This is a genomic window from Paenibacillus sp. JDR-2, from assembly GCF_000023585.1.
In the GTDB taxonomy this organism is placed as follows: domain Bacteria; phylum Bacillota; class Bacilli; order Paenibacillales; family Paenibacillaceae; genus Pristimantibacillus.
This window is the reverse complement of the sequence record NC_012914.1, coordinates 1,228,993-1,253,610: the sequence shown is the minus strand read 5'-3', so window position 1 is coordinate 1,253,610 and position 24,618 is coordinate 1,228,993. Positions and strand designations below refer to the sequence as shown.

General features: G+C 50.8%; 27 protein-coding genes and 1 other annotated feature. Of the genes, 2 read left to right on the top strand and 25 right to left on the bottom strand.

Going from position 1 to position 24,618, the window contains the following annotated elements; genetic code table 11:
* The first annotated feature begins 107 nt into the window (after positions 1-107).
* Positions 108-1,343 carry a sugar phosphate nucleotidyltransferase gene (locus PJDR2_RS05425; RefSeq protein WP_015842668.1) on the top strand — a complete coding sequence of 412 codons (1,236 nt, stop codon included), beginning with the start codon at positions 108-110 and terminating at the stop codon, positions 1,341-1,343.
* A 70-nt stretch (positions 1,344-1,413) separates the two neighbouring features.
* Here the strand turns inward: PJDR2_RS05425 and tatC are convergent, their stop codons facing one another.
* The 6 genes from tatC to PJDR2_RS05395 are packed head-to-tail and all read right to left on the bottom strand — an operon-like array spanning position 1,414 to position 5,152.
* Positions 1,414-2,226: a twin-arginine translocase subunit TatC gene (gene tatC, locus PJDR2_RS05420; RefSeq protein ID WP_015842667.1), complete on the bottom strand. Its 813-nt coding sequence runs from the start codon at positions 2,224-2,226 to the stop codon at positions 1,414-1,416.
* A gap of 36 nt (positions 2,227-2,262) precedes the next feature.
* On the bottom strand, positions 2,263-2,484 hold the full coding sequence (locus PJDR2_RS05415) for a twin-arginine translocase TatA/TatE family subunit (protein WP_015842666.1): 222 nt from the start codon (positions 2,482-2,484) through the stop codon (positions 2,263-2,265).
* A 41-nt stretch (positions 2,485-2,525) separates the two neighbouring features.
* A complete protein-coding gene (locus tag PJDR2_RS05410) occupies positions 2,526-3,545 on the bottom strand; it encodes a molybdopterin-binding protein (protein WP_015842665.1) in 1,020 nt (339 codons plus the stop codon).
* The gene (locus tag PJDR2_RS05405) at positions 3,542-4,033 is read right to left on the bottom strand and encodes a MogA/MoaB family molybdenum cofactor biosynthesis protein (protein ID WP_015842664.1); all 492 of its coding nucleotides are present in this window, start codon (positions 4,031-4,033) and stop codon (positions 3,542-3,544) included. Before PJDR2_RS05405 ends, PJDR2_RS05410 begins: the two co-directional genes overlap by 4 nt.
* Positions 4,034-4,070: 37 nt before the next feature.
* Positions 4,071-4,538: a cyclic pyranopterin monophosphate synthase MoaC gene (moaC, locus tag PJDR2_RS05400; RefSeq protein ID WP_015842663.1), complete on the bottom strand. Its 468-nt coding sequence runs from the start codon at positions 4,536-4,538 to the stop codon at positions 4,071-4,073.
* On the bottom strand, positions 4,538-5,152 hold the full coding sequence (locus PJDR2_RS05395; RefSeq protein ID WP_041613982.1) for a 5-formyltetrahydrofolate cyclo-ligase: 615 nt from the start codon (positions 5,150-5,152) through the stop codon (positions 4,538-4,540). The genes moaC and PJDR2_RS05395 overlap by 1 nt, the downstream gene beginning before the upstream one ends.
* Positions 5,153-5,289: 137 nt before the next feature.
* Between PJDR2_RS05395 and PJDR2_RS05390 the strand changes: the two genes are divergently transcribed.
* On the top strand, positions 5,290-7,218 hold the full coding sequence (locus PJDR2_RS05390; RefSeq protein ID WP_015842661.1) for an ABC-F family ATP-binding cassette domain-containing protein: 1,929 nt from the start codon (positions 5,290-5,292) through the stop codon (positions 7,216-7,218).
* A 48-nt stretch (positions 7,219-7,266) separates the two neighbouring features.
* Here the strand turns inward: PJDR2_RS05390 and PJDR2_RS05385 are convergent, their stop codons facing one another.
* From PJDR2_RS05385 to PJDR2_RS05305, 19 genes are all read right to left on the bottom strand, one after another.
* A complete protein-coding gene (locus PJDR2_RS05385) occupies positions 7,267-7,683 on the bottom strand; it encodes a hypothetical protein (RefSeq protein ID WP_015842660.1) in 417 nt (138 codons plus the stop codon).
* Positions 7,684-7,931: 248 nt separating this feature from the next.
* Positions 7,932-8,588 (bottom strand): response regulator, encoded by a 657-nt coding sequence (locus PJDR2_RS05380; RefSeq protein ID WP_015842659.1) that lies wholly within the window; start codon positions 8,586-8,588, stop codon positions 7,932-7,934.
* Complete coding sequence (locus PJDR2_RS05375; RefSeq protein ID WP_015842658.1) at positions 8,566-10,599, bottom strand: sensor histidine kinase; 2,034 nt, start codon at positions 10,597-10,599, stop codon at positions 8,566-8,568. Before PJDR2_RS05375 ends, PJDR2_RS05380 begins: the two co-directional genes overlap by 23 nt.
* Positions 10,563-10,958 (bottom strand): PDZ domain-containing protein, encoded by a 396-nt coding sequence (locus tag PJDR2_RS05370; RefSeq protein ID WP_015842657.1) that lies wholly within the window; start codon positions 10,956-10,958, stop codon positions 10,563-10,565. Before PJDR2_RS05370 ends, PJDR2_RS05375 begins: the two co-directional genes overlap by 37 nt.
* A gap of 46 nt (positions 10,959-11,004) precedes the next feature.
* Complete coding sequence (comX, locus tag PJDR2_RS33075; RefSeq protein WP_015842656.1) at positions 11,005-11,178, bottom strand: competence pheromone ComX; 174 nt, start codon at positions 11,176-11,178, stop codon at positions 11,005-11,007.
* A 127-nt stretch (positions 11,179-11,305) separates the two neighbouring features.
* Positions 11,306-12,226 carry a polyprenyl synthetase family protein gene (locus PJDR2_RS05365; RefSeq protein WP_015842655.1) on the bottom strand — a complete coding sequence of 307 codons (921 nt, stop codon included), beginning with the start codon at positions 12,224-12,226 and terminating at the stop codon, positions 11,306-11,308.
* Positions 12,227-12,256: 30 nt separating this feature from the next.
* Positions 12,257-12,475 (bottom strand): hypothetical protein, encoded by a 219-nt coding sequence (locus tag PJDR2_RS05360; protein ID WP_015842654.1) that lies wholly within the window; start codon positions 12,473-12,475, stop codon positions 12,257-12,259.
* Positions 12,476-12,522: 47 nt separating this feature from the next.
* Entirely contained in the window at positions 12,523-13,251 is a 729-nt protein-coding gene (locus PJDR2_RS05355; RefSeq protein WP_015842653.1) for an ABC transporter ATP-binding protein, read from the bottom strand.
* A 470-nt stretch (positions 13,252-13,721) separates the two neighbouring features.
* The gene (locus tag PJDR2_RS05350; protein ID WP_015842652.1) at positions 13,722-15,263 is read right to left on the bottom strand and encodes a 2-isopropylmalate synthase; all 1,542 of its coding nucleotides are present in this window, start codon (positions 15,261-15,263) and stop codon (positions 13,722-13,724) included.
* 139 nt (positions 15,264-15,402) lie between these two features.
* On the bottom strand, positions 15,403-15,567 hold the full coding sequence (locus tag PJDR2_RS33070) for a hypothetical protein (RefSeq protein WP_190276181.1): 165 nt from the start codon (positions 15,565-15,567) through the stop codon (positions 15,403-15,405).
* Between the two features lie 202 nt (positions 15,568-15,769).
* Positions 15,770-16,066, bottom strand: a binding site (T-box leader).
* 95 nt (positions 16,067-16,161) lie between these two features.
* Complete coding sequence (gene tsaD / locus PJDR2_RS05345; protein ID WP_015842650.1) at positions 16,162-17,205, bottom strand: tRNA (adenosine(37)-N6)-threonylcarbamoyltransferase complex transferase subunit TsaD; 1,044 nt, start codon at positions 17,203-17,205, stop codon at positions 16,162-16,164.
* Entirely contained in the window at positions 17,199-17,684 is a 486-nt protein-coding gene (rimI, locus tag PJDR2_RS05340; RefSeq protein ID WP_015842649.1) for a ribosomal protein S18-alanine N-acetyltransferase, read from the bottom strand. Before rimI ends, tsaD begins: the two co-directional genes overlap by 7 nt.
* Positions 17,684-18,505 (bottom strand): tRNA (adenosine(37)-N6)-threonylcarbamoyltransferase complex dimerization subunit type 1 TsaB, encoded by an 822-nt coding sequence (tsaB, locus tag PJDR2_RS05335; protein ID WP_015842648.1) that lies wholly within the window; start codon positions 18,503-18,505, stop codon positions 17,684-17,686. The genes rimI and tsaB overlap by 1 nt, the downstream gene beginning before the upstream one ends.
* Positions 18,498-18,995 (bottom strand): tRNA (adenosine(37)-N6)-threonylcarbamoyltransferase complex ATPase subunit type 1 TsaE, encoded by a 498-nt coding sequence (gene tsaE / locus PJDR2_RS05330; protein WP_015842647.1) that lies wholly within the window; start codon positions 18,993-18,995, stop codon positions 18,498-18,500. Before tsaE ends, tsaB begins: the two co-directional genes overlap by 8 nt.
* A 15-nt stretch (positions 18,996-19,010) precedes the next feature.
* The gene (gene thiL / locus PJDR2_RS05325; RefSeq protein WP_015842646.1) at positions 19,011-20,060 is read right to left on the bottom strand and encodes a thiamine-phosphate kinase; all 1,050 of its coding nucleotides are present in this window, start codon (positions 20,058-20,060) and stop codon (positions 19,011-19,013) included.
* Between the two features lie 24 nt (positions 20,061-20,084).
* The gene (locus tag PJDR2_RS05320; protein WP_015842645.1) at positions 20,085-20,957 is read right to left on the bottom strand and encodes a YitT family protein; all 873 of its coding nucleotides are present in this window, start codon (positions 20,955-20,957) and stop codon (positions 20,085-20,087) included.
* A gap of 244 nt (positions 20,958-21,201) precedes the next feature.
* Positions 21,202-21,561: a hypothetical protein gene (locus tag PJDR2_RS05315; RefSeq protein ID WP_015842644.1), complete on the bottom strand. Its 360-nt coding sequence runs from the start codon at positions 21,559-21,561 to the stop codon at positions 21,202-21,204.
* 88 nt (positions 21,562-21,649) lie between these two features.
* On the bottom strand, positions 21,650-22,735 hold the full coding sequence (locus tag PJDR2_RS05310) for an HD-GYP domain-containing protein (RefSeq protein WP_015842643.1): 1,086 nt from the start codon (positions 22,733-22,735) through the stop codon (positions 21,650-21,652).
* Between the two features lie 166 nt (positions 22,736-22,901).
* Positions 22,902-24,584, bottom strand: a complete 1,683-nt coding sequence (locus tag PJDR2_RS05305) for a diguanylate cyclase (RefSeq protein ID WP_265525161.1) — start codon at positions 24,582-24,584, stop codon at positions 22,902-22,904.
* Positions 24,585-24,618 lie beyond the last annotated feature (34 nt).

Genomic DNA, 24,618 nt, shown 5'->3' with positions numbered 1-24,618 from the left:
TTTATAGAAACAGCTGTTTCAAAGGCGAAAGATCCGGTGTAAGCAGATGTTACAAGGACACTATCGATTATACCATCCTAATACGAGAAAGCTTGGAGGAATATAGAATGACACAGATGAATTGTATGGCGATGCTACTGGCAGGCGGCGAAGGCAAACGGCTTGCACCACTTACAACGGCGCTGGCCAAGCCGGTTGTCCCTTTCGGAGAACAGTATCGGATGATTGATTTTCCGCTTAGCAACTGCATGAATTCGGGGATTCGCCGGATTGGCGTGCTGACCCAGTTTTGCGCGGACACCGTTCACCGTCATATCGGCGGCGGAGAAGCGTGGCTGAACGCCGTGCAGCCTAAGCATCTGGGCGAGATTGCGCTATTGCCCGCTTCCGTTGCTTCTCCAAACGGATGTTATACAGGGACAGCTGATGCCATCTATCGCAATCTAAGCTATATCGAGCAGCATAATCCGGAGCATGTTCTCATTCTCTCCGGCGACCATATCTATCAAATGGATTACCGGCCGATGCTGGAGGCCCATATCAAAAGCGGAGCAGCCGCTACGATTGCGGTAAAACGCGTCCCTTGGCATGAAGCGAGCCGCTTTGGCATTTTGAATACCAACGAGGATTACAGCGTGGTTGAATTCGAGGAGAAGCCCTCCCGCCCAAGAAGCAACCTGGCTTCCATGGGCATTTATATGTTCCGTACCGACATGCTGAGGGAGGTGCTGCTGAAGGACGCGGGCAACCCCGTTTCCAGCCATGACTTCGGCAAGGATATCATTCCGATGCTGCTGCAGGATGGAGCAAGCCTTACCGCTTATCCTTATGAAGGCTACTGGCGCGATGTCGGTACGGTTGACAGCTTGTGGGAAGCGCATATGGAGCTGATTGACGGTACGCTGAATCTGTCTGAGCCGCAGTGGCCCCTATATTGCAGCAGCCAAAAGCGCAAAAGCTCCTTGCGTCCTAATCTCCGAAACCTGTCTGCGGAACGGGACAGCATTGTTCATGACAATTGCCGGATGGAAGGTATTGCGCAGCGATCCGTTATCAGCGATGGTGCAGACGTTGGCAAAGGTAGTCTAATTCACGAGAGCATCATTATGCCTGGCGCACGGATCGGCCGGAATGTTCGTATTCATAAGGCGATTATCGGGGAAAACGCGGTTATCGAAGACGGCGCGATTATCGGCGCCCCTCAGAGCGAGCAAATCGCCGTTGTTGGCCCGGGCCAGAGAGTCGCTTCCGGACGCAAGACAGCCGTTTCCGCAAGCCGCGAGACTCTAGCCGCCCTGCTCGGCGGACGCGAGCTGTACAAAGATAATGCCATGAGTTATTAATCCGGCGGGCATCGATGCAGCAAAAAAAAAGACCTTGGGAGTCCCAAGGTCTTTTTGGCTTAACGCAGGCTTATTGCCCCGCTGCCCACTCTGCTTCGCGTTTCTCGGCAGCGGCAAGCTGTTTTTTGTATACCGTTCCGGACAGCAGCACGCTTATCTCATACAGAATGATAAGAGGAATCGCAACCAAGCTGTCGGATACGAAATCCGGCGGCGTCACAACGACACCAATAAAGATCATAAGGAAATAAGCAATCCGTCTCATCTTGCGGAGCCTTACCGGATTAAGAATCCGGATTGCCGTCAGGAACATAATGACTAGCGGCAGCTCGAACAAGAGTGAAATCGGTATCAAAATATTAAACATAAAGGAAAAGTACTGCGTAATCCCAATCGTTTCTTCCAGATTAAGATTCGCCGAAACTTTTCGCGTGAAATGAAAAGCCAGCGGGAAAACGACAAAATACGAAAAAGCCAGTCCAATCAGAAACATAATCAGAGCAAACGGTATGTATTTGATTGTTGCCCGTTGTTCATTCGGCTTAAGCGCAGGCTTCACAAAAGCCCAAAGCTGATAGGCCGTAAACGGAATAGCGAGCAAAAGAGCGATAACAAAGGCAAATTTCATATATATGCCAATGCCGTCCCATAAAGAGAAGGCATGCAGCTGCAAGCCTTTTGCCGGCTCCTGCTCCATCAGGAAGTTATAGGCCGGTTCAGCAATAACGAGTCCGATAATAAGGCCTGCAACGATGACAATCAGCATATAAATAATCCGCTTCCGCAGCTCGCCAAGATGCTCAAATAGCGGCATCAAGCCTTCTTCGCGAATTCGGGCCCGGTCGAAACTCTGTCCGGAAGCCTTGTCTTGTGATGTACTCATCTTTTTAGCCCCCTTTCAGCAAAAAAGCGGGCCCGGTTAGTCCGGAAGCCGCTTATTATCCACTTCGATATTTTCCGTACGGTTCACTTCAACCCGTTTGTTGTCCTTCTCATCATCCATCATATCTCTTGCGCCTGCTTTAAACTCCTTCAGCGTGCGCCCGAATGCGCGTCCCAGCTCAGGCAGCTTGTTTGGTCCAAACAGCAGCAAAGCGACAATTGCTAGCAAAATAAATCCTGTTGCGCCAATTCCCGACATACTCGATCTTCCTCCTCATCGTTATACGCTTATGTACTACACTAACCGTTGTTCAAACCGCCATATCCCATACGGACAATGTCTTCTCTCACGATAGTCTGACCAGCTAATATACGAGGCAGCAGTACATCGAAGGAAGTATACGGATCATGCATGACGCAGCCCGGCAATCCCATAATCGGCACGCCGTTCAAATAACCCATAAGCAGCATCGAGCCAGGCAGCATTGGCGTGCCGTAGCTGACAATATCCGCTCCGGACGCTTTAATCGCGCCTGGTGTCCGGTCATCAGGATCAACCGACATACCGCCGGTCACTAGTATCATATCATAACGTTGCTCTAGCAAATAGTGTATTTCCTTGACAATTATTTGTCGGTCATCCGGCGCGAAACGCTGCTCGGCTACTTCCGAGCCAAACGCTTCCAGCTTGGAACGGACAGCCGGACCAAACCTATCCTGAATACGTCCGGAAAACACTTCGCCCCCGGTTGTCAGAAGTCCCGCCCGCAGCTTGCGGAAAGGTACAACCCGAAGAGGGGCCTCCCCTTGATTGGCGGCTCTATATTCCGCTGCTAGTCTTTCGACCTCTTCAACCTTTGCTTTAGGCACGGTAAGAGGAATCGCTCTGGTAGCAGCGAGTGCACGGCCTTCCTGTACAACGCTATTCGTCTTCACCGTCGCCAAGGCAATCTCTCCAAGCTCATTAATCGCTTCCACAAGAGTCTGGTCTACCTCCGCAAGACCTTGTATTGAAGCTTTCAAGCTGACCTTGCCCTCATGCGGATCGGACAGCGCGATTCCTTCTCCGGCAAGCGCCTTAGCCATCCGGTTGGCTGCATCATCCTCATGAAGCTCGCTCTCGCCCAGCTCCATAATATAGATATGCTCCTTGCCGATATCCAGCAGGCTTGGAATATCAGCTTCCGTGATAACATGGCCTTTTTTGAACAAACGTCCTTTAAACTTTCCGGGTATGATCTGCGTAAGATCATGGGCAAGCCGTAGACCAACGGCTTCCTGAACCGGAACTTCCTTCAGTATCGTATCCGCTCCGCTCATTCGTGATCTCCATGCGTGCCGGTTACAATCTCCAAGGCATGAGGCAGCTGATCCATAATCGCCATCAGACTTTCATGAACACCCTTCGGGCTGCCCGGCAGATTAATGATCAGCGCTTGTCCGCGAATGCCGCATACTCCTCGGGAAAGCATCGCACGGCGGGTTTTCTGCAAAGCTCCCATCCGCATCGCTTCCGAAATTCCGGGTACAAGGCGGTCAACCACCTTAAGGGTTGCTTCCGGTGTTACATCCCTTTGCGCCAGACCGGTCCCGCCCGTCGTTAAGACCAGATCTGCCTGATAATATTCGGTCATCTCGATGATGGCCGCCATGATCTCGTCCTGTTCGTCAGGTACGATCCGGTAATCGACAATTTCTCCGCCTAGTTCTTCCTCTACCAGCTCGCGAATAACCTGTGCGCTAGTATCTTCACGTTCCCCGCGCGAGCCTTTGTCACTTGCCGTCAATATCGCTACTTTCCACCGCATCTATTATTCCTCCCATCCCTTATCCGTTCATGGGTTGTCAAATCCGATAGTCTCCGTTTTTGCCCCCGGTCTTCTCAATCAGGTACGTGGGACCGATGACCATATCCTTCTGCAGCGCCTTGCACATATCATACACGGTAAGCGCCGCGGCAGAGACAGCTGTCAAAGCTTCCATCTCAACGCCTGTCTTACCGGTTGTCTTGACCGTTGCTTCAATATACAGCTCATCTTGTCCGTTATCCCCGAAGGTAACATTAACGCCTGTAAGCGGAAGCGGATGGCACATCGGAATCCAATCCGATGTTTTCTTCGCGGCCATTATCGCAGCTACCTGCGACACGGCCAGCACATCCCCTTTACCTATGCTGCCTTCCTTAATTCGGGCTAGCGTACCCGGGTTCATCTTCACCTGCGTACGCGCGGTTGCCGTTCTCGCCGTTACTTCCTTATCGCTGACGTCAACCATCCGTGCCCGACCTTGTTCGTTAAAATGAGTCAGTTCCATTAGCCGTCACTCCAAACTCTTGCTGAAAGCTCAGTTACAATACCGTCCATTCGCCTGTCATGGGTCTGCATTGGAATATCGTCTACAAGCTGATCTTCGAACGCGATGCCAAGCCATGTCACATCCGCCCGCTCACGGCCCAGCCGCTCGGCAAAACGGTCATAATATCCGCCGCCGTAGCCGAGACGACCGCCTTTTTTGTCAAAAGCGATCCCTGGCGCAACGACGAGACCAGGAACATAAGAATCCGGCAGCGCCGGGCATCTATCCGGGTCAGGCTCCAGAATGCCGTAGGCTCCTGCCTTAAGACCGCTCCAGTTGTCCAGTTTATGCAAAGTCATTGACCGGTCCGCCGGATAACATTTCGGAACAACAACCTCCGCTCCCGTCTTCCAGCCCCACTCAATCAACGAACGGGTATTCAGTTCGGAACGAAATGGCACATAACACATAAAGCTTGCCACTCCATGTTCCATCATCCAATTCGTTAAATACCGGCATGCCGCCTCCGAACGGATGATACGCTCTTCAAGAGGGATCCCGTCACGCAGCTGCGTGATGGCTTTTCGCAGCGCTGCCTTATCCAGCGGCATCCCGTTTGATTGTTCATTCATCGCTTCCCGGATCAGCCTTCCCATACATGCTTTTTGTTTAAATGTAGTTTACCATTGTTATGCAACTTTCGCCAATGGCGACTGGTAATATATAATGGAACGGAAAAGCCTGTCATTATTTGTTGGAGGTATTATTCATGCTGCTTCAGTTATCCAATATCAGTAAAAATTATGGCATAGACGTCATCTTATCCGATATATCGATGCAAGTCCTGGAACGCGAACGGGTAGGACTTGTAGGCGTAAACGGCGCCGGCAAATCGACATTGCTCAAAATTATTGCGGGCGAGCTTTCTTATGACTCCGGTGCCATTCATAAAGCCAAGGAAACACGGATCGGCTATCTGGCCCAGAACAGCGGTCTCCAATCGAACCGCACGATCATAGAGGAGATGCGTGCCGTATTCTCCCATTTGATCGAAGCTGAACAAGAGCTTCGCGAGCTGGAGCGGCAAATCGCTGACCCGGCTCTTCATGACAATCCCAAACGATACGAGGATGTTCTCGACCGGTATTCCCGCAAGTCCGACTGGTTCCGCGAGCAAGGCGGCTTCGAGATTAATACCCGCATTAACAGCGTCCTTCACGGAATGGGCTTTGGCAGCTTCGCGGCTGACACGCTAATCAGCACGTTAAGCGGCGGTCAGAAGACCCGCCTTGCGCTTGCCCGCATTCTGCTGCAGGCACCGGATCTGCTCATGCTCGACGAGCCTACCAACTATCTGGACATTCCAACGCTGACTTGGCTCGAGGGTTATCTCCGCAGCTATTCCGGAGCCATTCTGGTTGTCTCCCATGACCGTTACTTCCTTGATGCGCTCGCTACAACCATTATAGAGATCGAACGCCATGCCGCCAGACGTTACACGGGCAACTATAGCCGGTACATAGAGCTCAAGGCTGCCGAATACGAGGCTGACATGAAGCAATTTGAGAAGCAGCAGGATGAAATCGCAAAGATGGAACAGTTCATTCAACGCAATATCGTCCGTGCTTCCACAACCAAGCGGGCTCAAAGCCGACGTAAAGCGCTCGAGAAAATGGATGTGCTCGACAGGCCGCTTGGCGACTTGAAGAAAGCCCGTTTCACCTTCGAGATCGAGCGCCAGACGGGCAAGGACGTGCTGGATGTTGCCGACCTGTCCGTCAAGTTTCCGAAGAAGGACCGCCAGCTCTTCCAGCACGTATCCTTCAAGCTGTCCCGCAGTGAAACGGTTGCCCTCATCGGACCAAACGGGATCGGCAAGTCAACTCTGTTAAAGGTATTGGTTGGGCAAAGACAACCGCAGACAGGCACCGTCCGTTGGGGTTCAAACGTCAAGCTTGGATACTATGACCAGGAGCAGACCGGGTTAACTCCTTCCAATACCGTACTCGAAGAAGTATGGGGGACTTACCCGCATATGGAGGAAGCCCGCATACGTACCGTGCTTGGCAACTTCCTGTTCAGCGGCGAGGATGTCCTAAAGCGTATTTCCTCCCTCAGCGGCGGGGAAAAAGCGCGCGTCTCGCTGGCCAAGCTGATGCTTGAGCAGGCAAACGTCCTCATTCTGGACGAACCTACCAACCATCTGGACCTGTTCAGCAAAGAGGTGCTTGAATCCGCTCTACTCGATTACGACGGAACCTTGCTTTTTATCTCCCATGACCGTTATTTCCTTAACAAAATGGCGGAACGTATTGTCGAACTAACTCCGGCAGGAACCGAGCATTTCCTAGGAAATTATGATGATATGATCGAGAAGAAAGCCGAGCTGGAGGAAGCCCGCCTTGAAGCAGCCGCAAAACTGGCTAGCAAATCCAACCAGCCTGTTGTAGAAGCTCCTACTTCCTACGAAATGGATAAGCAAGCCAAACGTGAAGAACGGAGCCGCCTTCGCAAGCTGGAACAGCTTGAGCAGGAGATCGCCACGCTGGAAGAACAGATTGCCGAGTTCGAGGTACAACTAACCGACCCGGCTATCTTTAACGACTATATGGCCATTCAAGAGATTCAAACCAAGATTGAAGAGAAACGCGCTTCGCTTAACGCCGCTTATGAGCAGTGGGAACAACTAAGCGAATAAGCGCCAACAGCCTCCCCTCGCATCCGTCGTGATTGCGCCGGGGAGGTTTTATTTCTTTTTATTTTCTAAAAACTTGTCCATGATTGAATAGAAGAAGCCTGCCAGCCCAAACAGAATTAAGGCGCTATTTACGTTAAGATTATATCCCTTCACGTAATAGTCATCGCCCAAATCATAAAATTGATCAAAAACCCATATTCCAATTATCCCTCCCGCAATGGAATATAAGACGATTCTTGCGGGTAATAGCTTTACGAACCTCGTAAGAAGCAATGTTAACGGGAAGAAAGTAACCACGTATATAACAATGCTGCAGAGCAAGCAAAACATAACGAAGATACTGCCCATGTTACGCAGCCCGTAATATTCCGTAGTCGTAATCTTGTTTCCTTCCAGTATTTCCAGACCAAGAGCAGCCATAGTAAAGAGAATAATAAAGACCACCCATAACCATATATATTTCATTGCTTTGCCTCCACCCCACACTCGTATGTATACTGCGAACATTATAGATACAATTATACTTTGTTTATTAAAAAAAAGATGCTTACGCCATATAGACGTAAGCATTGAGAGGGAAACCAAAAGTTAGGGTGGTCTTACATAGACAAAACACGGGGATACGATTCTGCGGCTTCCGCGGCAGCTATCCCATATAAGAAGACTTTCACGTTCACCGGTGGCGAATCGCGAGAAGTCGGGGTAAGCAACAATTAGGTTAAAAATTGCTCCATGCGAATAAGTCCAAGCCGTTTGGCCTCTACAATCGCTTCGGATCTTGAGCGCACGCTCAGCTTCTCGAAAATGCGGGTTAAATTGTACTCTACCGTCCGTTGGCTCATATGAAGCTTGGCAGCGATATCCTTATTGCTGCTGCCGCTCGCCACTTCCTGCAAAATATCCTGGTCCCGTTCATTAATCGAGACCTCTTCGATAGCTTTCTCCGCACGGGTAATCTTCACTTCATTACGCCGCAGCTGCTTCAGCAGGGTAATCGGAATAACCGCTTCCCCTCGCATCGCGCAGCGGATGTTGTTATGAAGCTGCTCCCGTGACACCGTCTTGGAAATAAATCCCGAAACTCCGCATTCAATCAGCAGGTTGTAATGGGTGCTGATCTCATAGCCGGTATAGATAAGCACCCGGCGGTCGGGATCTTGCTGAATAAGTCGTTTCGTGAGCTCAAGACCGCTTATTCCGGGCATATTCAGGTCACACAATATAATATCAAAGGGGTCATGATTGACGGCATCGAGCGCTTCCATTGCGGACAGCACCACCGTTACCTTCATTTCAGGATCCTGTTCGATCATGGTTTTGGTTCCTTCGCCAACGGAAGGATGATCATCAACTAATAAGATACGAATCACGCAATAATCCCCTTTCCGAACGACCGGTCGTCATTGTCTCCGGCAAGTTGATTACAACCTCCAGCCCGCTTCCGCGCCTCGACCGGAACGTAATTTCTCCTTCAAGACTCGCTACCCGCTCTTTAATGCCGGACAGCCCCATATGCTCAAAGGATGCTTTCATATAATCAACATCCATCCCGATACCGTCGTCCTTGTAGCGGAAGTAGATTCTTCCTTTACGCTGTTCAAGCTCCAGAGTGACCCGGTTCGCCTGCGCATGCTTGGCAGCGTTCCTGAGCAATTCCTGTACGATACGGTAAATGGCTGTAATCTGCTCTTCGTTAAGCGGATGGGCGAATGGCTTCGGTCTGAAATCAACGGCGAAATTATCGCGCATCTGCGAGTGCTCGACTATAGATTCAACGGCTTCGATTACGCCCATCTCTTTCAATAGAGGCGGCCGCAGCTCATTGCAGGTCTCCCGGATCTGGTGAATAACATCCAGCAGGCCCTCCTTGATCTCGTTCAGCTCATCGCTAAGATTGTCCGAGATAGGATAATCGTTCATTAATCCCTCCAGCTTGCGGTACCAGATTAACTGGTCCTGCAGCGCGGAGTCATGAAGATCGGCAGCCAGCTTTCTTCGTTCGTTCTCCGACAGACAGAACAACAACCGCAGAACCCAGGGAGCGGTAGTCTGCTCCTTGCGAACTTCCGATTCCAGGTCCTCAATCAGACCTTCGATCAGGTAGAGATTCTCAAAGACAATACTGGAATAATTCGCGAGCGTCTTCAACCAGCGAAGCTCGTCCGAGTTGAACCGGGTATGGTTCGTCTTCGAACCAATCCACACGACATGGTATTTGGAACGCTGGCGGCCGATTACAAGACCGATGCCATGCGGCAGTTCCACCATTTCGCCAACCTGCAGCGATTCCGCAACCTGAAGCAGGAACAAGGACGTTCCTTTCTCCTCGTCGGATTCACCCAGCTTGTGCACGGAGCCGTCTGCTTGATCCACTAGGACAAAATCAATCCGGTTAACCGGAAGCAGATCGCTGATCTCTTGCTTCAGCACAGCCTCCAAATCCGCTCTCTTCATCACGGTTGCAACCTTGCGCGAGAAACGGTCCAGACTGTCCTGATAGCTGTACATGGCTTTGAATAGCTTCGGACGGAACTTATGATCGATCTGCTCCTTCACATACAAGAAAAGAGTCATCACAACATAAGACGTCAGGAATATTTGAATGTAACCAATCCAGGATACGTCAGTCTTTCCTTTCTGCACTCCGATGATCGCAAGCGTCAGCAAGAGAGCCGGCAGGGCGGACAGAAGCGTATAATATTTAAACCTTGTCAGGATGAAGTCAATGTCAAAGAGCTGATTGGATGTTAGCAGATAGAAATAAACGATCGGCAGCACAAACAAAAACAAAGAAGTAAAGGCAGCCGGTAAAATCTGTCCTCCGCCGATAAAGAGCGGCAGCAGGTTCATTGCCGTAAATGGTGTAAACGCAACGATATGCGACACCAGCGTAATTTTGAAAAGCGAATTAAACTTCGTCTTGCGGTACTGCAAATACTTTCTGACGAGCTGATAGATGCAGATGAAATTTCCGATAATCAAGGTACCGTAATACAACATCCGTATGTATACAAACGCACCGTTCGACACAAGATCCGTCCAGACATACAGCAGCATGCCAAGCTCGACCGCGCCAAACGTGCTCAGCATTCCGATTAATCCGGCTTTGCTGATGAAGACGACATTATACCGCTTCATGTACTGATTCATAAACTGCAGGAAAATGATCGGTACAGACGGGAGTACGAAATATATAATCGAAAATCCGACGGGATCGCTCCGATAGGATGCCGCCGAGGAGTAATAGCATAGCCCGATCGTGGCAAAAAACAGCATAAGCATTAATGCTGCGCTGTCATTTTTCCTTTTCGAATACAGAAAAGAAGAAAACCCTGCGAACAGGATCAGCGAAATAAGCGGTATGTACAGCTGAATGAACAATTCCCAACTGGAATGATCCCATACCAGCCCCGGTTAAACTCTATTAACTGCTGATCCTTATTACTATGCTCGACCAGCACGGAATCTGATTTTTCAATGGAAAAGAACTTCTTCACATTACTATATTGACCTGCCGGCGCGTCGTTCACGGAAAGGATTTTATCGCCGACCAAGATGCCTTTGCTAATTGCTTGTCCGGCAGGCTCGAGAGCTTTCACGAAATAATCTCCCTTTGAACCTTCCACTAATTCGACGCCTATAAAAGGCTCCTTGATGATCGTAAGGGTCAAATAGAGCAAAATGACGAGAAACGTAATCAGGAAGAGAGGTGCTGAAATTCTAAGAGTTGGTCTAAACATCGTCTAATCTCCTCCTGCACTCGCATGAAGTCGTTTTATGACTATATTAGCCCCAAACAGCCAGCGTGTAATTGCCTTTTTTCTCGTCTTGATTCTTCAGCGCATCTTGGAGTGCTTTATGCTCAGCTGCGGATACGCCAGCCAATTGCAGCTGTCCACCCATCACCATAGACATTTTCTCTTTGCTTGCAGCCAGCGAACGAATAGCATCTTTCAACATTTAAAATTCCTCCTCTGCTATAGTAGAATCAAATTCTGATTCTACTATAGCAGGAAATCTTTCGACAGCAAACGCCAACATGTCCCGTATTTTCCGCAATCGTCATTGCGGTTTATGAAGAAAGGCTCTAGCTGGAGAAAATCTCTAGGAGCTTGTCCTTAGCCGAAGAGGTCTCCGGTACCTCGTCAAGCAGTTCCCGGAACCGGTTAAAATGCATCCTCATGCGCACAGAGCCATATAATGCCGCCCCCGTCCGCTCACATGCTTCTTCCAGCATTTGCTGCTTGTCTGCGACATCTTCCGACTGCAGCCTGCCTTCGAAATAGTCCAAAATCCATTGATCCTCTTCAGCCGATTCCTCCAAAAGGAACAAGGTAAGAAGGGTCTTTTTGCGCAAAATAAAATCGTTCTTGTCGTCCCAGCGAAGCAGGTCCTTAATATCATTTTTTATTTGGGCCGCCATTCCTACTTCTTCGGCATATTCCGCAACGACGGGATGCCATTCCCGGCCTGCAAGCATGACCCCTGTCATACAGGCGAATACGATGAGCGCCGCCGATTTATGCTGAACCATGGCGAGATAGGAATCCTCGTCCGTCACGGCGTTCATCAAATCCAGCATCTGCCCGTTTGCCGCCTTCAGCAATTGTCCGTTCATCATCCGGGCAACCCGAAGCAGCAAGACTTGATCGAACTCCAGCTCCAGCACAGCCTGCTGCGAAAGCACCATGAAGGAGGCCGCCGCCTGCATCGCAGCCGCCGGCGGTACCTGGGACCAAGCTTGATGCGGCGCGTCCCCGTCCTGCAAATCATCCAGAATATCCGATGCGAGAATAAACAGTTCCACAGCAGCAGCCGCTCGATAGATCTGCCCCGAATCTCCTCCGAACATCCGGTAATGAAGCACGGTCAAAAGACCGAATCTCATCGATTCGGCCTGCTTTTCCCGTATAAAAGCGCGGGCATGTCCGCGAAGCGGCTCCGTAATGAAATACTTATCGGAAATCCGCAGCATCTCCTGCCCGATTATAGGCACTAGTTCTTCCATCCTCTGACCTCCGTCACGGTAGTGTCATCCTTATCTTATACGATGGAAGAATATGCCGCCAACTATTTGCATCAGCTTGTCGTTATTTCGCCCCTTCCGCTTTTGAGGTTTCTGCTTGGTTTTGGATTGTTGGACGATCTCCTCCCCATTTAATTTATCGAGCAGCACGGCAATCATCTCCATGCGCTTCTCTATCACCTGGCTTCGATGAACGGACGGACTTTCGTTGGTGTCGTTTCTGGGCTCCATATGCGCAAAAGTCCTCCTTCAAACTAGGCCGGATCATCTAGGCAAGGCTACATTCCCGCGTAAGCGAAATGAACGTATACGCCTTCCATCGAAAAACAGCCTTCTGGAATTTGGGAGATGAGCTGCTGCGGAGAATCGCATCTGACGATATCCCCTTTGCGCAGCACCGCAATGCGATCGCAATTCCGCTGCATTTCTCCCATGTCATGGGATGCCATAACGATCGTTTTGCCTTGACTCTTCAACTTCATAAGCAGAGCCCAGTAATCCGCCCTCGCCTGCTTATCAAGCCCGGTTGTCGGCTCATCGAGGAATATGATTTCAGGATCGTTCACCAGCGCGAAAGCAAGCGCGATGCGCTGCTGCCAGCCGCCGGACAGCCGTTTCACCGGCTTGTTTACGTACGGCTCCAGCTCCAGATCCGCAATAATCCGATCGATGTCATTTTGTTTGATGTAAAACGATTGGAACAATTCCAGCGCTTCACGAACCGTTAGATTGTCTACGAGCGAGTTGCTGTACATATGCATTCCGATATATTCCTTCAGCTGCTTGGCTTCCATAATGGCATCCATGCCGAGTACTTCAATCGTTCCCTGATCAGGTCGGCGAAGTCCCATGAGCATCTCCAGCAGGGTTGTTTTGCCTGCCCCGCTTGTCCCGATAATGCCAAACAGCTCGCCTCTGTTCACTTCAAAGGAGACTTCATTTAAAGCGTTGTACGGACCATAACATTTGCGAATCGAGCTTACTTGAATGACCGTCTCTAAGTTCACTGCAGTTCTCCTCCATTCAGGCCGGAATACCTACTCGCCGGAACGTGATCTAGTAATTTAACCTTACCTGAATCTGAAAGTGTTTTCACCGAAAACCATGTTGCAGCTTCACGCAATTTTATTGCGGCATGGATTGCGGGGGCGCAACAGCAAAAAAAAGCCCCGATTGCACAAAAGTCGTGCTTTCGGGGAAATGTCCACCTTTTCCACAGGTTTATCCACAATAAAACGTGAATTGTTAGTTAATTCTGTCGATAACAAAGCGTGATTTGTAAAGGTTAATGTCACTAATTACTTACAAAAGCTTCCTTCTACGTAATACTATCCACGTTATACACATTATCCACAGGCAGGCTGTGTAAAAACTATCCACTACTTGCACGCAATTTTATACACAGGGAAAAGGTTGTATTTATCCGTTTTTTTCCTCTTATGCACAGCATCCTTGTTTTTGTGGATAACTATTCCAATTAACCGACATTTTCTTCAATGACCTGTTTTCTTCTAGTCATAACAGCCTGATTGCAGGCTGCGACATAAGCCTGGGCAGCCGCATAAATGATGTCCTTGTGAATGGACGTGCCGCGGAAGCGTTCGCCTTCGATAACAATGCTCACAACCGCTTCGCCATGGGCATCCTCTCCCGTCGATAACGAATGCAGCTCCAAGTCCTCGAATTGGGCGGCAACGGGAATCGCTTGCTGGATACAGTGGATAACCGCCTCTAACGGTCCTTCGCCCATTCCGGAATAGGAACGCTCCCCTCCGTCTTCTCCGTCTCGGATAGTAACCGAAGCGATACGGGACTTCTGGCTGCCGGCCAATACCTGCAGATCCATCAGCTTGTATGGATCCGGCTGCGTCTCGGTCGCCTCACCGGCGATGCGGATCAGCTCGTCATCGGTTACGATCTTTTTCTCGTCGGCAACTTGTTTGAATTTGTCATACACATCGTTCAATTCGTTGTCCGCTACCGCAATACCGTATTCCGACAAGCGATGCTTAATCGCATGACGGCCGGAATGGCGGCCCAGAATAATCATGCTGCGGGAAATCCCCATCGCTTCCGGATCCATAATCTCATAGGTGCTGCGGTCCTTCAGCAAGCCGTCCTGGTGAATGCCGGATTCATGCTGGAATGCGTTGCGGCCAACAATCGGTTTATTATAGGCGATCGGATAATGCATTGCGCGGCTGACCATGTGAGAAGTCGTATAAATCTCGCTTTGCTCGATATTCGTCTCGATTTCCAGAGCCGATTTGCGCGTCTCGATCAACATCGCCAGCTCCTCCAGCGAGCAGTTGCCAGCCCGTTCGCCAACGCCGTTTACGGTAACCTCAACCTGCGTTGCCCCCGCCTGCACGGCTGCCAGACTGTTCGCGACCGCCATGCCCAGATCGTTATGGTTATGCGTGCTGTAGCGAACCTTGTCTCCGCCTCGCGCTTGTTGGCGTACCGACGTGAACAGATCAACCATTTCATTTGGCAGCGCATAGCCCAAAGTGTCAGGCAGATTGATAATCGTAGCTCCCGATTCAATTGCCGCTTCTACCAGCTCAATGACGAAATCACGGTCCGAACGGGTGGAGTCCATTGCGGCAAATTGAATCTCGTCAACAAACTGCTTCGCATAAGAAATCATATCCCGCGCAATCTGAACGACTTCCGACCGTGTCTTGCGAATCTGATGGCTCAGATGAATATCCGAGGAAGAGATGAACAGGTGCAGACGCCGCTTGGCCGCATCCTGCGTCGCCTTAACGGCAGCATCGATATCGACCTTCACCGCGCGGGCAAAGCCGCAGATCTCAACGTTTTGCAGTTCACGGGAAATTTGCTGAATAGCCGCAAACTCGCCTGGGCTGGAGATCGCAAAGCCCGGCTCGATAATATCAACGCCCAGCTTCGCCAGCTGGCGGGCAATAATGATTTTGCGTTCAGGCTCAATCGATGCTCCTGGCGATTGCTCGCCGTCGCGTAAAGTTGTATCAAAGATTTGAATTTTTTTCATGGGAATACCCTCCGTTACATGTTTTTTGGGAACAAAAAAGGCCTGTCGTCTCTGTGTAAGAGACGACAGGCCCGTAAATGAGCTGCCGTGGTACCACTCTCATTGGCCGGAACCTTCGAGAAGCAGCTAGCCGTGCTGGCTAAGCCTTAAGCTTCATGCGGGTTCCGACCCGCTTGAACACCCGATGACGGAGGTTTACCGTAACGATGTACTCGCCATATGCTTTACTGCCGTTAAGCAGCCAGCCGGCCTCCATCATTCCGCTCCCAGGCGAGTTCAAGCTTAAGCTTCGACTGCGTCGCACCACCCCGCAGCTCTCTGCAGCAGCAATTGTTTTCTTTCAGGCTCTGCCTGTTCGTTCAATTGCGCTGTATACCCGCTCTATTGCTTTACTGATCCTGTTCCCAGCGTTTTGTATATGAAATAGCGTATGTTTATTCGTCTGCGTGAAACGAAACTTCCCAAACCTAGTTCAAAGACACCAAAAAGCCTGTCGCCTCTTGAAATCAAGAGACGACAGGCTATCATTAACCTGCGCGGTACCACCCTTGTTGACATTAACCGCTGTAGTTAAACAGCTTCGAATGTCCACCTTAGGCACATTGCCAACTCCGGATGTTGACGAATGCGCACCCCGTTACGGGGGTTAACCGTAGCAACGTACTTGCGGGCTTTCCATGGCCAGCCGCGCTTATCCGCTACTCCGCTCCCAGGCGAGTTTCAGGTATCCTTCGACTGCGTTGCACCTTCCCGCAGCTCTCTAAACCCGGATTAGCCTTACTACTCCTGTTCTTAGCGTTTGCACAGTATGAAGTTTGAACTATTGGTACCCATTATATTCTCCAACAAATATTCTGTCAATTCCAAGAATTAAAAATACAAACAAAATTATTTGTTATTAGACCGACGGCTTGGCCCAGCCCTCCAGCGAGAAATTAGGCTCCGCCTTCATATCCAGCGAAGTGAATTCGCCCTTCTGCCATTTCAAAAAGGCCGCGGCGCCAATCATGGCCGCATTGTCCGTGCACAGCTTGTGCGGCGGAACCAAGAGCGGCACTCCATCCTTGTCGCAGCGCGAAGCAAGTGCTGCGCGCAGGCCTTTATTCGCCGCTACGCCGCCGCATAAGAGCAGCTGCTTGGCGCCAAAAGCGCGGACGGCGCGAAGCGCTTTTTCGACGAGCACTTCGGTCACCGACTCCTGGAATCCGCGGGCAAGAGCACCGGCATCCAGCGTCTCGCCTTTCATGTTCGTCTGATTGATAACGGCAAGGACGGCAGACTTCAAGCCGCTGAAGCTGAAATCATAGGAATCCGGCTCCAGCCATGCGCGAGGCAGCTCAATGACAGCCTCCGCTTCCGAAGCAAGCCTATCGATATGAGGCCCGCCGGGATAAGGAAATTTCAAAGCTCTGGCTACTTTGTCGTATGCCTCGCCAACCGCATCGTCACGCGTGCGGCCAATCATGCGGAAGCTGCCTTCGCTCTCCAGCAGAACAAGCTCCGTATGACCGCCGGAAACAACAAGCGCCATACACGGGTATTCCAGCTCATGGACAAGCTGATTGGCATAAATATGCCCGGCAATATGATGCGTCCCGATAAAAGGCACGTCCAGCGCCATCGCGAGGCTTTTAGCCGCAACGATCCCAACCAGCAAAGCACCAACAAGCCCCGGGCCCTGCGTGACGGCTACCGCTGAGATATCCCGCAGCGTAAGACCGGACTCCTCTATAGCCTGCTCAATCATAAGAGTAATGACTTCGACATGCTTGCGCGATGCGATCTCGGGGACAACACCGCCGAATTGTTTATGAACCTCGATCTGGCTCGAGATGACATTGGATAATATATGTTTACCGCCGCGTACGACAGCGACCGAAGTTTCGTCACAGCTTGTTTCGATCGCCAGTATTACGGCATCCTGATTTGTTGTACTCACCATTCTTGCTCCTCTGTTGCAGGCTGATAGGAATAGAGATCCGCCCACATAATTAACGCGTCCTCGTTATTATCGGAATAATAAGCCGGACGGATGCCGGAAGGTTTAAAGCCCAGCTTCCGGTACAAGCTCTGCGCAATCTCGTTGGACACGCGTACTTCCAGCGTCATTTTGTTCGCGCCAAAAAAAGCAGCCGTCCGCTGCAGCTCGGTTAAAAGCCGTTCTCCAAGCCCTTGACCTCTATGATCGGCACGTACGGCAATGTTAGTGACATGCGCTTCATCCACTATTACCCACATCCCGCCGTAGCCGATAATTTGGCCGTTATGCTCCATCACCATATAACGCGCAAACATATTGCTCGTCAGCTCGTTTTTGAACGCTTCCGGTGTCCACGGAGTGGCAAACGCCTCATGCTCAATATCAACGATAAACGGGATATCCGCCATCGTCATGGAACGAAAAACAAGATCGGACAGCATCAGGACTTCGCCTCCCCCTGCTGCTTGGCGCGAAGATTTACTTCCGCCTCTGCCAGCTGGGTATAGTTAGGCGTCAATCCATGCGTGTCCGCAATCTCGCCTTTAAGCAGTCGCCCACGTCCAAGCCAAGCTAGCGCGCGGCCTTCCAGTTCATAGGACAGCAGCTGCACATCCGCTCCGGACTTATTTTCCCCGCATAAAGCCTGAAGCCGTTCCGCTTCTTCCCGGTGCAGGGCCAGATCGCCAATAACCCAAATACGTTTTACTTGTCCCTGCCGCAGTGCCGCTTCCCCCGCAATACGATCCACCCAGTCATGCATAAGTCTTACGCCGTCGGCCGCAAAGCCGCTCCACTCGCCGCCTGCGGACATCGCATAGCCGCCCGTATAGACTTGTCCGCGCCGGGCATCCATAATCGGAAGAATCCAGTCTTCGCCTGTGCCGGCTCCAGAAGCCGAAGCCGCTCCAAGCTGAACGCCAGCCGCATGATGCCAGCCTCCATAGGCAATCGCCTCAAGGCTGGATACGCTGACCAAAGGCTTGTCCCATACCCAAGCGAGCGTTTTTGCTGCCGCAACCGCGATCCTCATCCCCGTATAAGACCCCGGCCCGCTGCCAACCGCAATAGCGCCTACATCCTTTGACGCTACGCCGCATTGCTCCATCAACTGCTTAATATGGGTAATGACGTGCACGGAATGATTTCTTTCCGCCAGCGACTGCATGTCCCCCAGAATACGGCCTTTATCCAAGATCGCTGCGGCAAAAGCAGCGGTTGAAGTATCAAACGCTAATACCGGTCCAACATTACGTTCAGTCATCGTTATTCCCTGCTCCCATCTCTTTCGAAAAAGCCTCGCTCCAAGAGGCATACGGCTCGCCGATTCCGGAGATCCGGAACTGGCGCTCCTCGCCGCCTTCGTGCGCAATATACATTTCCAGACGCTCCGGCGGCAGCAGCTCTTCAATCAGGCTTGCCCATTCCACAATCGTAACCCCGTCGCCGAAGAAATAATCGTCCAGCCCCAGCTCGTCGGCCTCTTCCAGAGACAGACGGTACACATCCATATGATAAAAGGGCATGGAGGCCCCCTCGTATTCTTTAATAATCGTAAACGTCGGACTGTTTACAATATCCGTTACCCCAATCGCTTTTGCGAATTTTTGCGAAAAGGTTGTCTTTCCGGCCCCAAGGTCTCCGTCCAATGCAAGCACCGTGCCCGGTTTCACAAGGCCGGCAATCCGCTGTGCAAGCAAGGCCGTTTCCTGCTCGCTCCGAACGGTAAACACAACTTGTCCTTTGATCGTCATCTTCTCACCTGCTTATTACTCAAAATGATTGTATCCCCGTTTAGCCAGCGGCTGCCTAAGCTCGCCTCTGTCTGTCACGCGGATTATTTCGGCCGCCGGCGCTCCGGCCGAGGCCTCCCCAATGATATAAAAGGGCAGCCCTTCCGCATGGAAAGCCGCCTGTGCCGCTGCCGCATCACCCTGCTCCATAGTCCCGAGCAGCACGTAATCCTCGCCGCCGTACAGCATCCACTCCAAAGGATCGATGCCAGCTACACCTGCATAAGCGGCCATACTGCCGCTTCGAGGCAGGTGCTTCTCGAATAACGATACGACAAGGCCCGATGCTTCAGCGATCTCCCAGGCCTCGCTAGCAAGCCCGTCGCTTACGTCATTAAGCGAATGACAGGTTCCCCGCGCAAGCAGCAGGCGTCCCGCACGCACCGAAGGCGACGGGCGGCGGTGCGCCTGCACAAGCTGCGCCGCCGCCCTTTCCCCTGCGAGAGCATCCGCGCCGCGTTCCCGCTGCGCGAGCAGGAAATGCAGCCCGGCCGCCGATTTGCCGACCGGGCCGGTCAATACAACCGCGTCGCCGGGCTTCGCCCCCGACCGGCGCAGCGCCTTGCCCGCTTCGACGGCACCTGTCACCGTCACCGCGACAACAAGATGCTGCGGCGACGAAGTGGTGTCGCCGCCAATCACCGCTACGCCATATTGCTCGGCGCAAGCATACAACCCATCATAGAGCCGGTGCATCGGCTCCGGCCCAAGCTGCTTCGGCACGCTAACCGAAACAAGCGCCTGCAGCGGTACACCGCCCATGGCAGCTATGTCGCTCACATTGGAAGCGAGCGCTTTATAGCCGATATCCTCGTAGGACATCGTCACCTCGTTGAAGTGTACCGTCTCTACCATCGTATCCATCGCCATGATGTATTCATACGGCGAATCTACGCCATTTATCGGAGCGGCAGGGTCAACAAGCGCCGCATCGTCTCCAATGCCAAGCCGGACTCCGCGTTCCCGCTGCCAGCTTTCGCTTTGCCGCCCCGAAGTCCAATGGCGGATGCTTGCAAATTCGTCCACTGCCCTTTTCTCCTAACTATCCTTTTAGTGAATATCCCGCTTCTTGAATCTGCCGCCCTTCACATCGTGGATGTTGCCAACGGCGAGAAAAGCTGACGGATCAATATCATTGACGATCGACTTCATCTTCGCTTCCTCCAGACGGGTAATAACGCAGAAAATAATCCGTTTCTGCCCGCCGGAAAAACCGCCTTCGCCATGCATATACGTCACGCCGCGCCCAAGCCGGTCCATAATGGCCGAGCCAATCTCTTTAGCCTCGTCGCTGATGATCCAGACCGCTTTGGATTCTTCGAAGCCTTCCATCGTAATATCAATCATCTTGTAGGCAATGTAGTATGCGACGAGCGAATACATCGCCCGGTCCCAGCCAAACACAAAGCCTGCGCTTCCGAGAATAAACAAATTAAAAAACATCACAATCTCGCCAACCGAAAAAGGCAGACGCTTGTTAAACAAAATAGCGATAATCTCCGTGCCATCCAAAGATCCGCCAAACCTGATCACGATACCGACACCAATCCCCAGAATCACGCCGCCAAATATCGAGGCTAGAAAATATTCCTCTGTCAATGGAGGAACCGGATGAAGCAGGAAAGTGCCAAGCGACATTACGCTTACCCCGTACAGGGTCGACATCGCGAACGTTTTGCCGATCTGCTTGTAGCCAAGCACCAGAAACGGCAGGTTAAGAAGGAATAGGAAAATACCGAGAGGCAGTCCTGTCAGATGGGATACGATAATCGATATCCCGACGATCCCGCCGTCAATAATGTGATTGGGGACCAAAAAAATCTCCAATCCTACTGAAACCAGAGCGGCTCCCAGCGTGATAAACAAAATCCTGCGAAGCAGCTCCAGCTTAGGCAGCTTTAAGTGCTGTGCATGTCCCGTCATATGTAGCTTGTTCCTCCCCCCGAACTCGCTAATTACGATTATTTTACCTTAATAAACAAGATATTCAAAGACCGGCCTGCGCAGAATATAGCAATCAGACACGAAACTTGTCCCATAGGATGTCAGGTTAATGAGCAAACTACGCATTTGAATGTTCTTCCGACCGTCATTAACCTAGTAAGAATAAAAAAAGTGGCTGTGCGCGTTTTAACTAGCACAGCCACTTTGAATCTAGTTTGTTGAATTAACCAATAACAGCAAATGTCTCTACGCCGGATGGAATCGTTCTTGTACGGAATAAGGCACCGTCTGCGCTTCGGAAGATCCTAAGCGTAAACGTTGCTGTCGTAAGAGTTGTAATATTATTGAAGCGAACTACGCCAAATCGGTCAAAATTCGCGGTGGAAACAACCGTGTTCCCTCTGGATAATCTAGCAAAAAAGCCGGTTGTGTTAAACGGGATACCTTCCTCGTTTACCCAAACGATTGTCAATCTGCTAAAAATCGGGCCTGATTGCTGAGGTGCTAATTGAGCCGTTCTTTTAATCACTTTCCCCTTGCCTTTGGAAGGACTTTTTAAAGTCGGTCTTATTCTGGCAGCCATTCTGTCACCCTCCCTCCTAATTCTTTATTAGGATATTCAGAGAGTGATAGCTTGGTATGGATGGAATCCTATGCCCGTTCGTCCAAAATTACAATTCTTTGATGATGGTCAGATGCAGCTCATCCTTCAGCTCCAAATCATACGGAGAAGCCGGTTCCTTGCCGTCCGCTTCCCGGATAATCCGAACTCTTGGCCGATGCAGAGCAAGCTCACTGTTAAGAGATACTACCCCGACCTGGCCGGAGCTGAGCAATACGGTCGTTGAAACCGGATATATCGAAATATGCTTGCAGAACAGCTTAATCAGGTCAAAATCAAAATAGGTATTGCCTGCGGCAAACAGAAACTCGATTGCCTCGGATGGCGAATACCGTTTGCGGTGCGGCCGTGGAGAGGTAAGGGCATCATAGACATCCGCAATCCCTACGATCTGGGCATACATATGAATCTCGTCCCGTTTCAGGCGGCGAGGATAACCAGAGCCGTCATAACGTTCATGATGCTGGAGCGCGCAATGCGCCGACACGATTGAGATATCATGATATTTGCGCAAAATATCAAAGCCTTCCTTGGTATGGCTCTCCATAACTACCCGTTCTTCGGCTGTCAGAGGTCCTACCTTCTCAATCAGCTTTTGCGGGATCTTGGTCATTCCGATATCAAACAAAAGCGCGCCGATGCCAAGCTCCTCCAGCTGGTTGCGGTTATAACCCTTCGCAATTCCCATTACCCCTGCAAGCATCGCGACATTCACCGAATGATGGAACAAGTAAGCGTCTGCAACATGAATATTCGTCAGATTGACCATCATATTTGGCCTGGTCGTCAAATCCGTCATAATCTGGCCAAACACATTACGAAAGGTCCGCCCCAGATCCGGAGCAATCGCCCGGCCCTTCATAACCACCGACTGGTCCTTAAAGGAATTCATCGTCTTGTAGATCGCTTCTACCGCCTGCCGGCGAGTCTCGTCTCTAAGCGTATCCTCGGGAATAAGGTCCTCTGTCATGCCGTCCTCGATATAAACAATATCAACGCCTAAATTTTGAAGCCGATTTATATAACGATCATTCAGCTCTACGCCTTCGCCAAGCAGAACCCGTCCATTATCTTGAAATATCGGTTTTGCAAGCTTGTCCCCAGGTTTGACCGATCCAATTTGCACTTTTCTCATCGCTCATACCTCTTTCGATCCATACTCAATCAACAGTACGAAGCTATTTTATCAAATATATGAGGGGCTGACTATCAAGGAAGGATATCTATCATTTATTCATAAAATCTTAACAAAAAAACTCGGCATACCAGGTCTGTTATCCCTTAGTTTGCCGAGTCTGTCATCAAGCCAGCTTACGCTTGACGATACGGTTGCGACCGTTGTATTTCGCTTCGTATAATGCCGCGTCAGCCTGGGCGAGCAATTCTCTCAGAAAAGCCTTCGGATCGTCCAGAGCCCGCTCGTCGAACTGCTCTACCGAAACAACTCCCATGCTGATCGTTACTCTAACCGACTGACTGCCAATGCCGGTTCTGACGACATTCTGCTCTACCGATTCCTTGACCATATCGGCAATAATATCCGCTTGGTCCCGGGTTGTATGAGGCAGATAGACCGTAAATTCTTCACCGCCGTACCTAGCGAGTATATCTGCCGAACGCAGCGTGTTTTTTACGGCCTCGACCGTCGAACAGATCACTTCGTCTCCTACAAGATGACCATATTGATCGTTAATTGCCTTGAATAAATCGATATCAAAGAGGAAGATCGAAAAAGGAATGCCGAATTGCACGTTTACCGCTATCTCATGCTCCAGCTGCTGCAGCAAATACCTCCGGTTATAGCAGCCGGTTAATCCATCCGTAATCGCCATATGCTCCAGCTTCTTGTTGGCTTGGAACAGCTCGTCCTGCATGACCAACAGCTCGCGGTTCCTGTCCTGAAGCAGCTCGTTTTGCGTATTTGTCTCATCCACCAGCAGACGCAGCTCCGTTACATCGTGGAAGGTCAAAAGCCGTCCGAGCAGCTCCTTCTTCTTCTGGCTCAGAATAGGGGCGGACTGCACAACGATGTGACGGTAATGGCCGTTGTTGTTATGCAGCGAAATCTCAAGCTCCTGACGATCCATCGGCCGCAGTTTCTGTTCGTCCAGGAACTGATTAAATTCCTTCCGGATCGGCTTAGGAAGATGAACCTCTAGCGCTTCCGGAGAAAACCGCTCGCCAATCTTCAGCTTCAGGATCGGCTTCATCGCCTTGTTGAATTCAAGAACAACCCCGCTTTCATCCAGCACGATAATACCAGTCGAGATCGTGTTCATCACATCGCGCTGTACGATTTGAATGATGTCGAATACCCGGTGTCTGGTGATCGCGTGCACTAGATACACGGCGGATAAAGTAATCCCTACCGAGAAGATAGAGAAGTAGGAGGAAATATATTTGATAAAGATAATATTGACGAGAAAATCGCCTAATCCAAACAGGACTAGCACAAATACTCCGTTCATGGCTGTCCGGACAAGCATTTGCTGCCGGACGGACACGCCGCGGCGGATCGTATACCCCATAACCACGAGCGAAACGAGAATATACGAGAACAGCTGAACGATCATATACCAGTATAAGGGTCCGCTTTGAAGCTGCTTGGTTGCCAACTGTTCGTTAATAGAGAGAAACAGCTCATTCGGATTTACGATGACACACGCGACGGAGATCAGCGCCGGGATCGACAGCAGAATAAGCCGCCTTGTACGTATCAATTGGGCTTGTCCCGTCATAAAGACAACAAAGATAAACCACCCTACGCCAACCAATGACAATCCGACGTAGGAACCCGAAAGATAAAAAAGCCTGTATGGAGAACCAGGCATCGATTGAGCTATAAATTGAGTAAGCGGCCAAACCATCAACACAAGATGCAGCGCGAAATAAATTTTGTGCAGCACGGTAATGGTACCAACAGCAAACACGTAGAAAAACAAACCGAGCAGTACGAGGAACATGCTAAAATCCAGCCACATCATCGATTCCAATACGGTTCACCCATCCATTTATCTA

Coding starts and splice junctions, on each gene's coding strand:
- PJDR2_RS05425 (WP_015842668.1), top strand. CDS start 108: ATGACACAGATGAATTGTATGGCGATGCTACTGGCAGGCGGCGAAGGC.
- tatC (WP_015842667.1), bottom strand. CDS start 2,226: ATGAGTACATCACAAGACAAGGCTTCCGGACAGAGTTTCGACCGGGCC.
- PJDR2_RS05415 (WP_015842666.1), bottom strand. CDS start 2,484: ATGTCGGGAATTGGCGCAACAGGATTTATTTTGCTAGCAATTGTCGCT.
- PJDR2_RS05410 (WP_015842665.1), bottom strand. CDS start 3,545: ATGAGCGGAGCGGATACGATACTGAAGGAAGTTCCGGTTCAGGAAGCC.
- PJDR2_RS05405 (WP_015842664.1), bottom strand. CDS start 4,033: ATGCGGTGGAAAGTAGCGATATTGACGGCAAGTGACAAAGGCTCGCGC.
- moaC (WP_015842663.1), bottom strand. CDS start 4,538: ATGGAACTGACTCATTTTAACGAACAAGGTCGGGCACGGATGGTTGAC.
- PJDR2_RS05395 (WP_041613982.1), bottom strand. CDS start 5,152: ATGAATGAACAATCAAACGGGATGCCGCTGGATAAGGCAGCGCTGCGA.
- PJDR2_RS05390 (WP_015842661.1), top strand. CDS start 5,290: ATGCTGCTTCAGTTATCCAATATCAGTAAAAATTATGGCATAGACGTC.
- PJDR2_RS05385 (WP_015842660.1), bottom strand. CDS start 7,683: ATGAAATATATATGGTTATGGGTGGTCTTTATTATTCTCTTTACTATG.
- PJDR2_RS05370 (WP_015842657.1), bottom strand. CDS start 10,958: ATGTTTAGACCAACTCTTAGAATTTCAGCACCTCTCTTCCTGATTACG.
- comX (WP_015842656.1), bottom strand. CDS start 11,178: ATGTTGAAAGATGCTATTCGTTCGCTGGCTGCAAGCAAAGAGAAAATG.
- PJDR2_RS05365 (WP_015842655.1), bottom strand. CDS start 12,226: ATGGAAGAACTAGTGCCTATAATCGGGCAGGAGATGCTGCGGATTTCC.
- PJDR2_RS05360 (WP_015842654.1), bottom strand. CDS start 12,475: ATGGAGCCCAGAAACGACACCAACGAAAGTCCGTCCGTTCATCGAAGC.
- PJDR2_RS05350 (WP_015842652.1), bottom strand. CDS start 15,263: ATGAAAAAAATTCAAATCTTTGATACAACTTTACGCGACGGCGAGCAA.
- tsaD (WP_015842650.1), bottom strand. CDS start 17,205: ATGGTGAGTACAACAAATCAGGATGCCGTAATACTGGCGATCGAAACA.
- rimI (WP_015842649.1), bottom strand. CDS start 17,684: ATGCTGTCCGATCTTGTTTTTCGTTCCATGACGATGGCGGATATCCCG.
- tsaB (WP_015842648.1), bottom strand. CDS start 18,505: ATGACTGAACGTAATGTTGGACCGGTATTAGCGTTTGATACTTCAACC.
- tsaE (WP_015842647.1), bottom strand. CDS start 18,995: ATGACGATCAAAGGACAAGTTGTGTTTACCGTTCGGAGCGAGCAGGAA.
- PJDR2_RS05320 (WP_015842645.1), bottom strand. CDS start 20,957: ATGACGGGACATGCACAGCACTTAAAGCTGCCTAAGCTGGAGCTGCTT.
- PJDR2_RS05315 (WP_015842644.1), bottom strand. CDS start 21,561: ATGGCTGCCAGAATAAGACCGACTTTAAAAAGTCCTTCCAAAGGCAAG.
- PJDR2_RS05310 (WP_015842643.1), bottom strand. CDS start 22,735: ATGAGAAAAGTGCAAATTGGATCGGTCAAACCTGGGGACAAGCTTGCA.
- PJDR2_RS05305 (WP_265525161.1), bottom strand. CDS start 24,584: ATGATGTGGCTGGATTTTAGCATGTTCCTCGTACTGCTCGGTTTGTTT.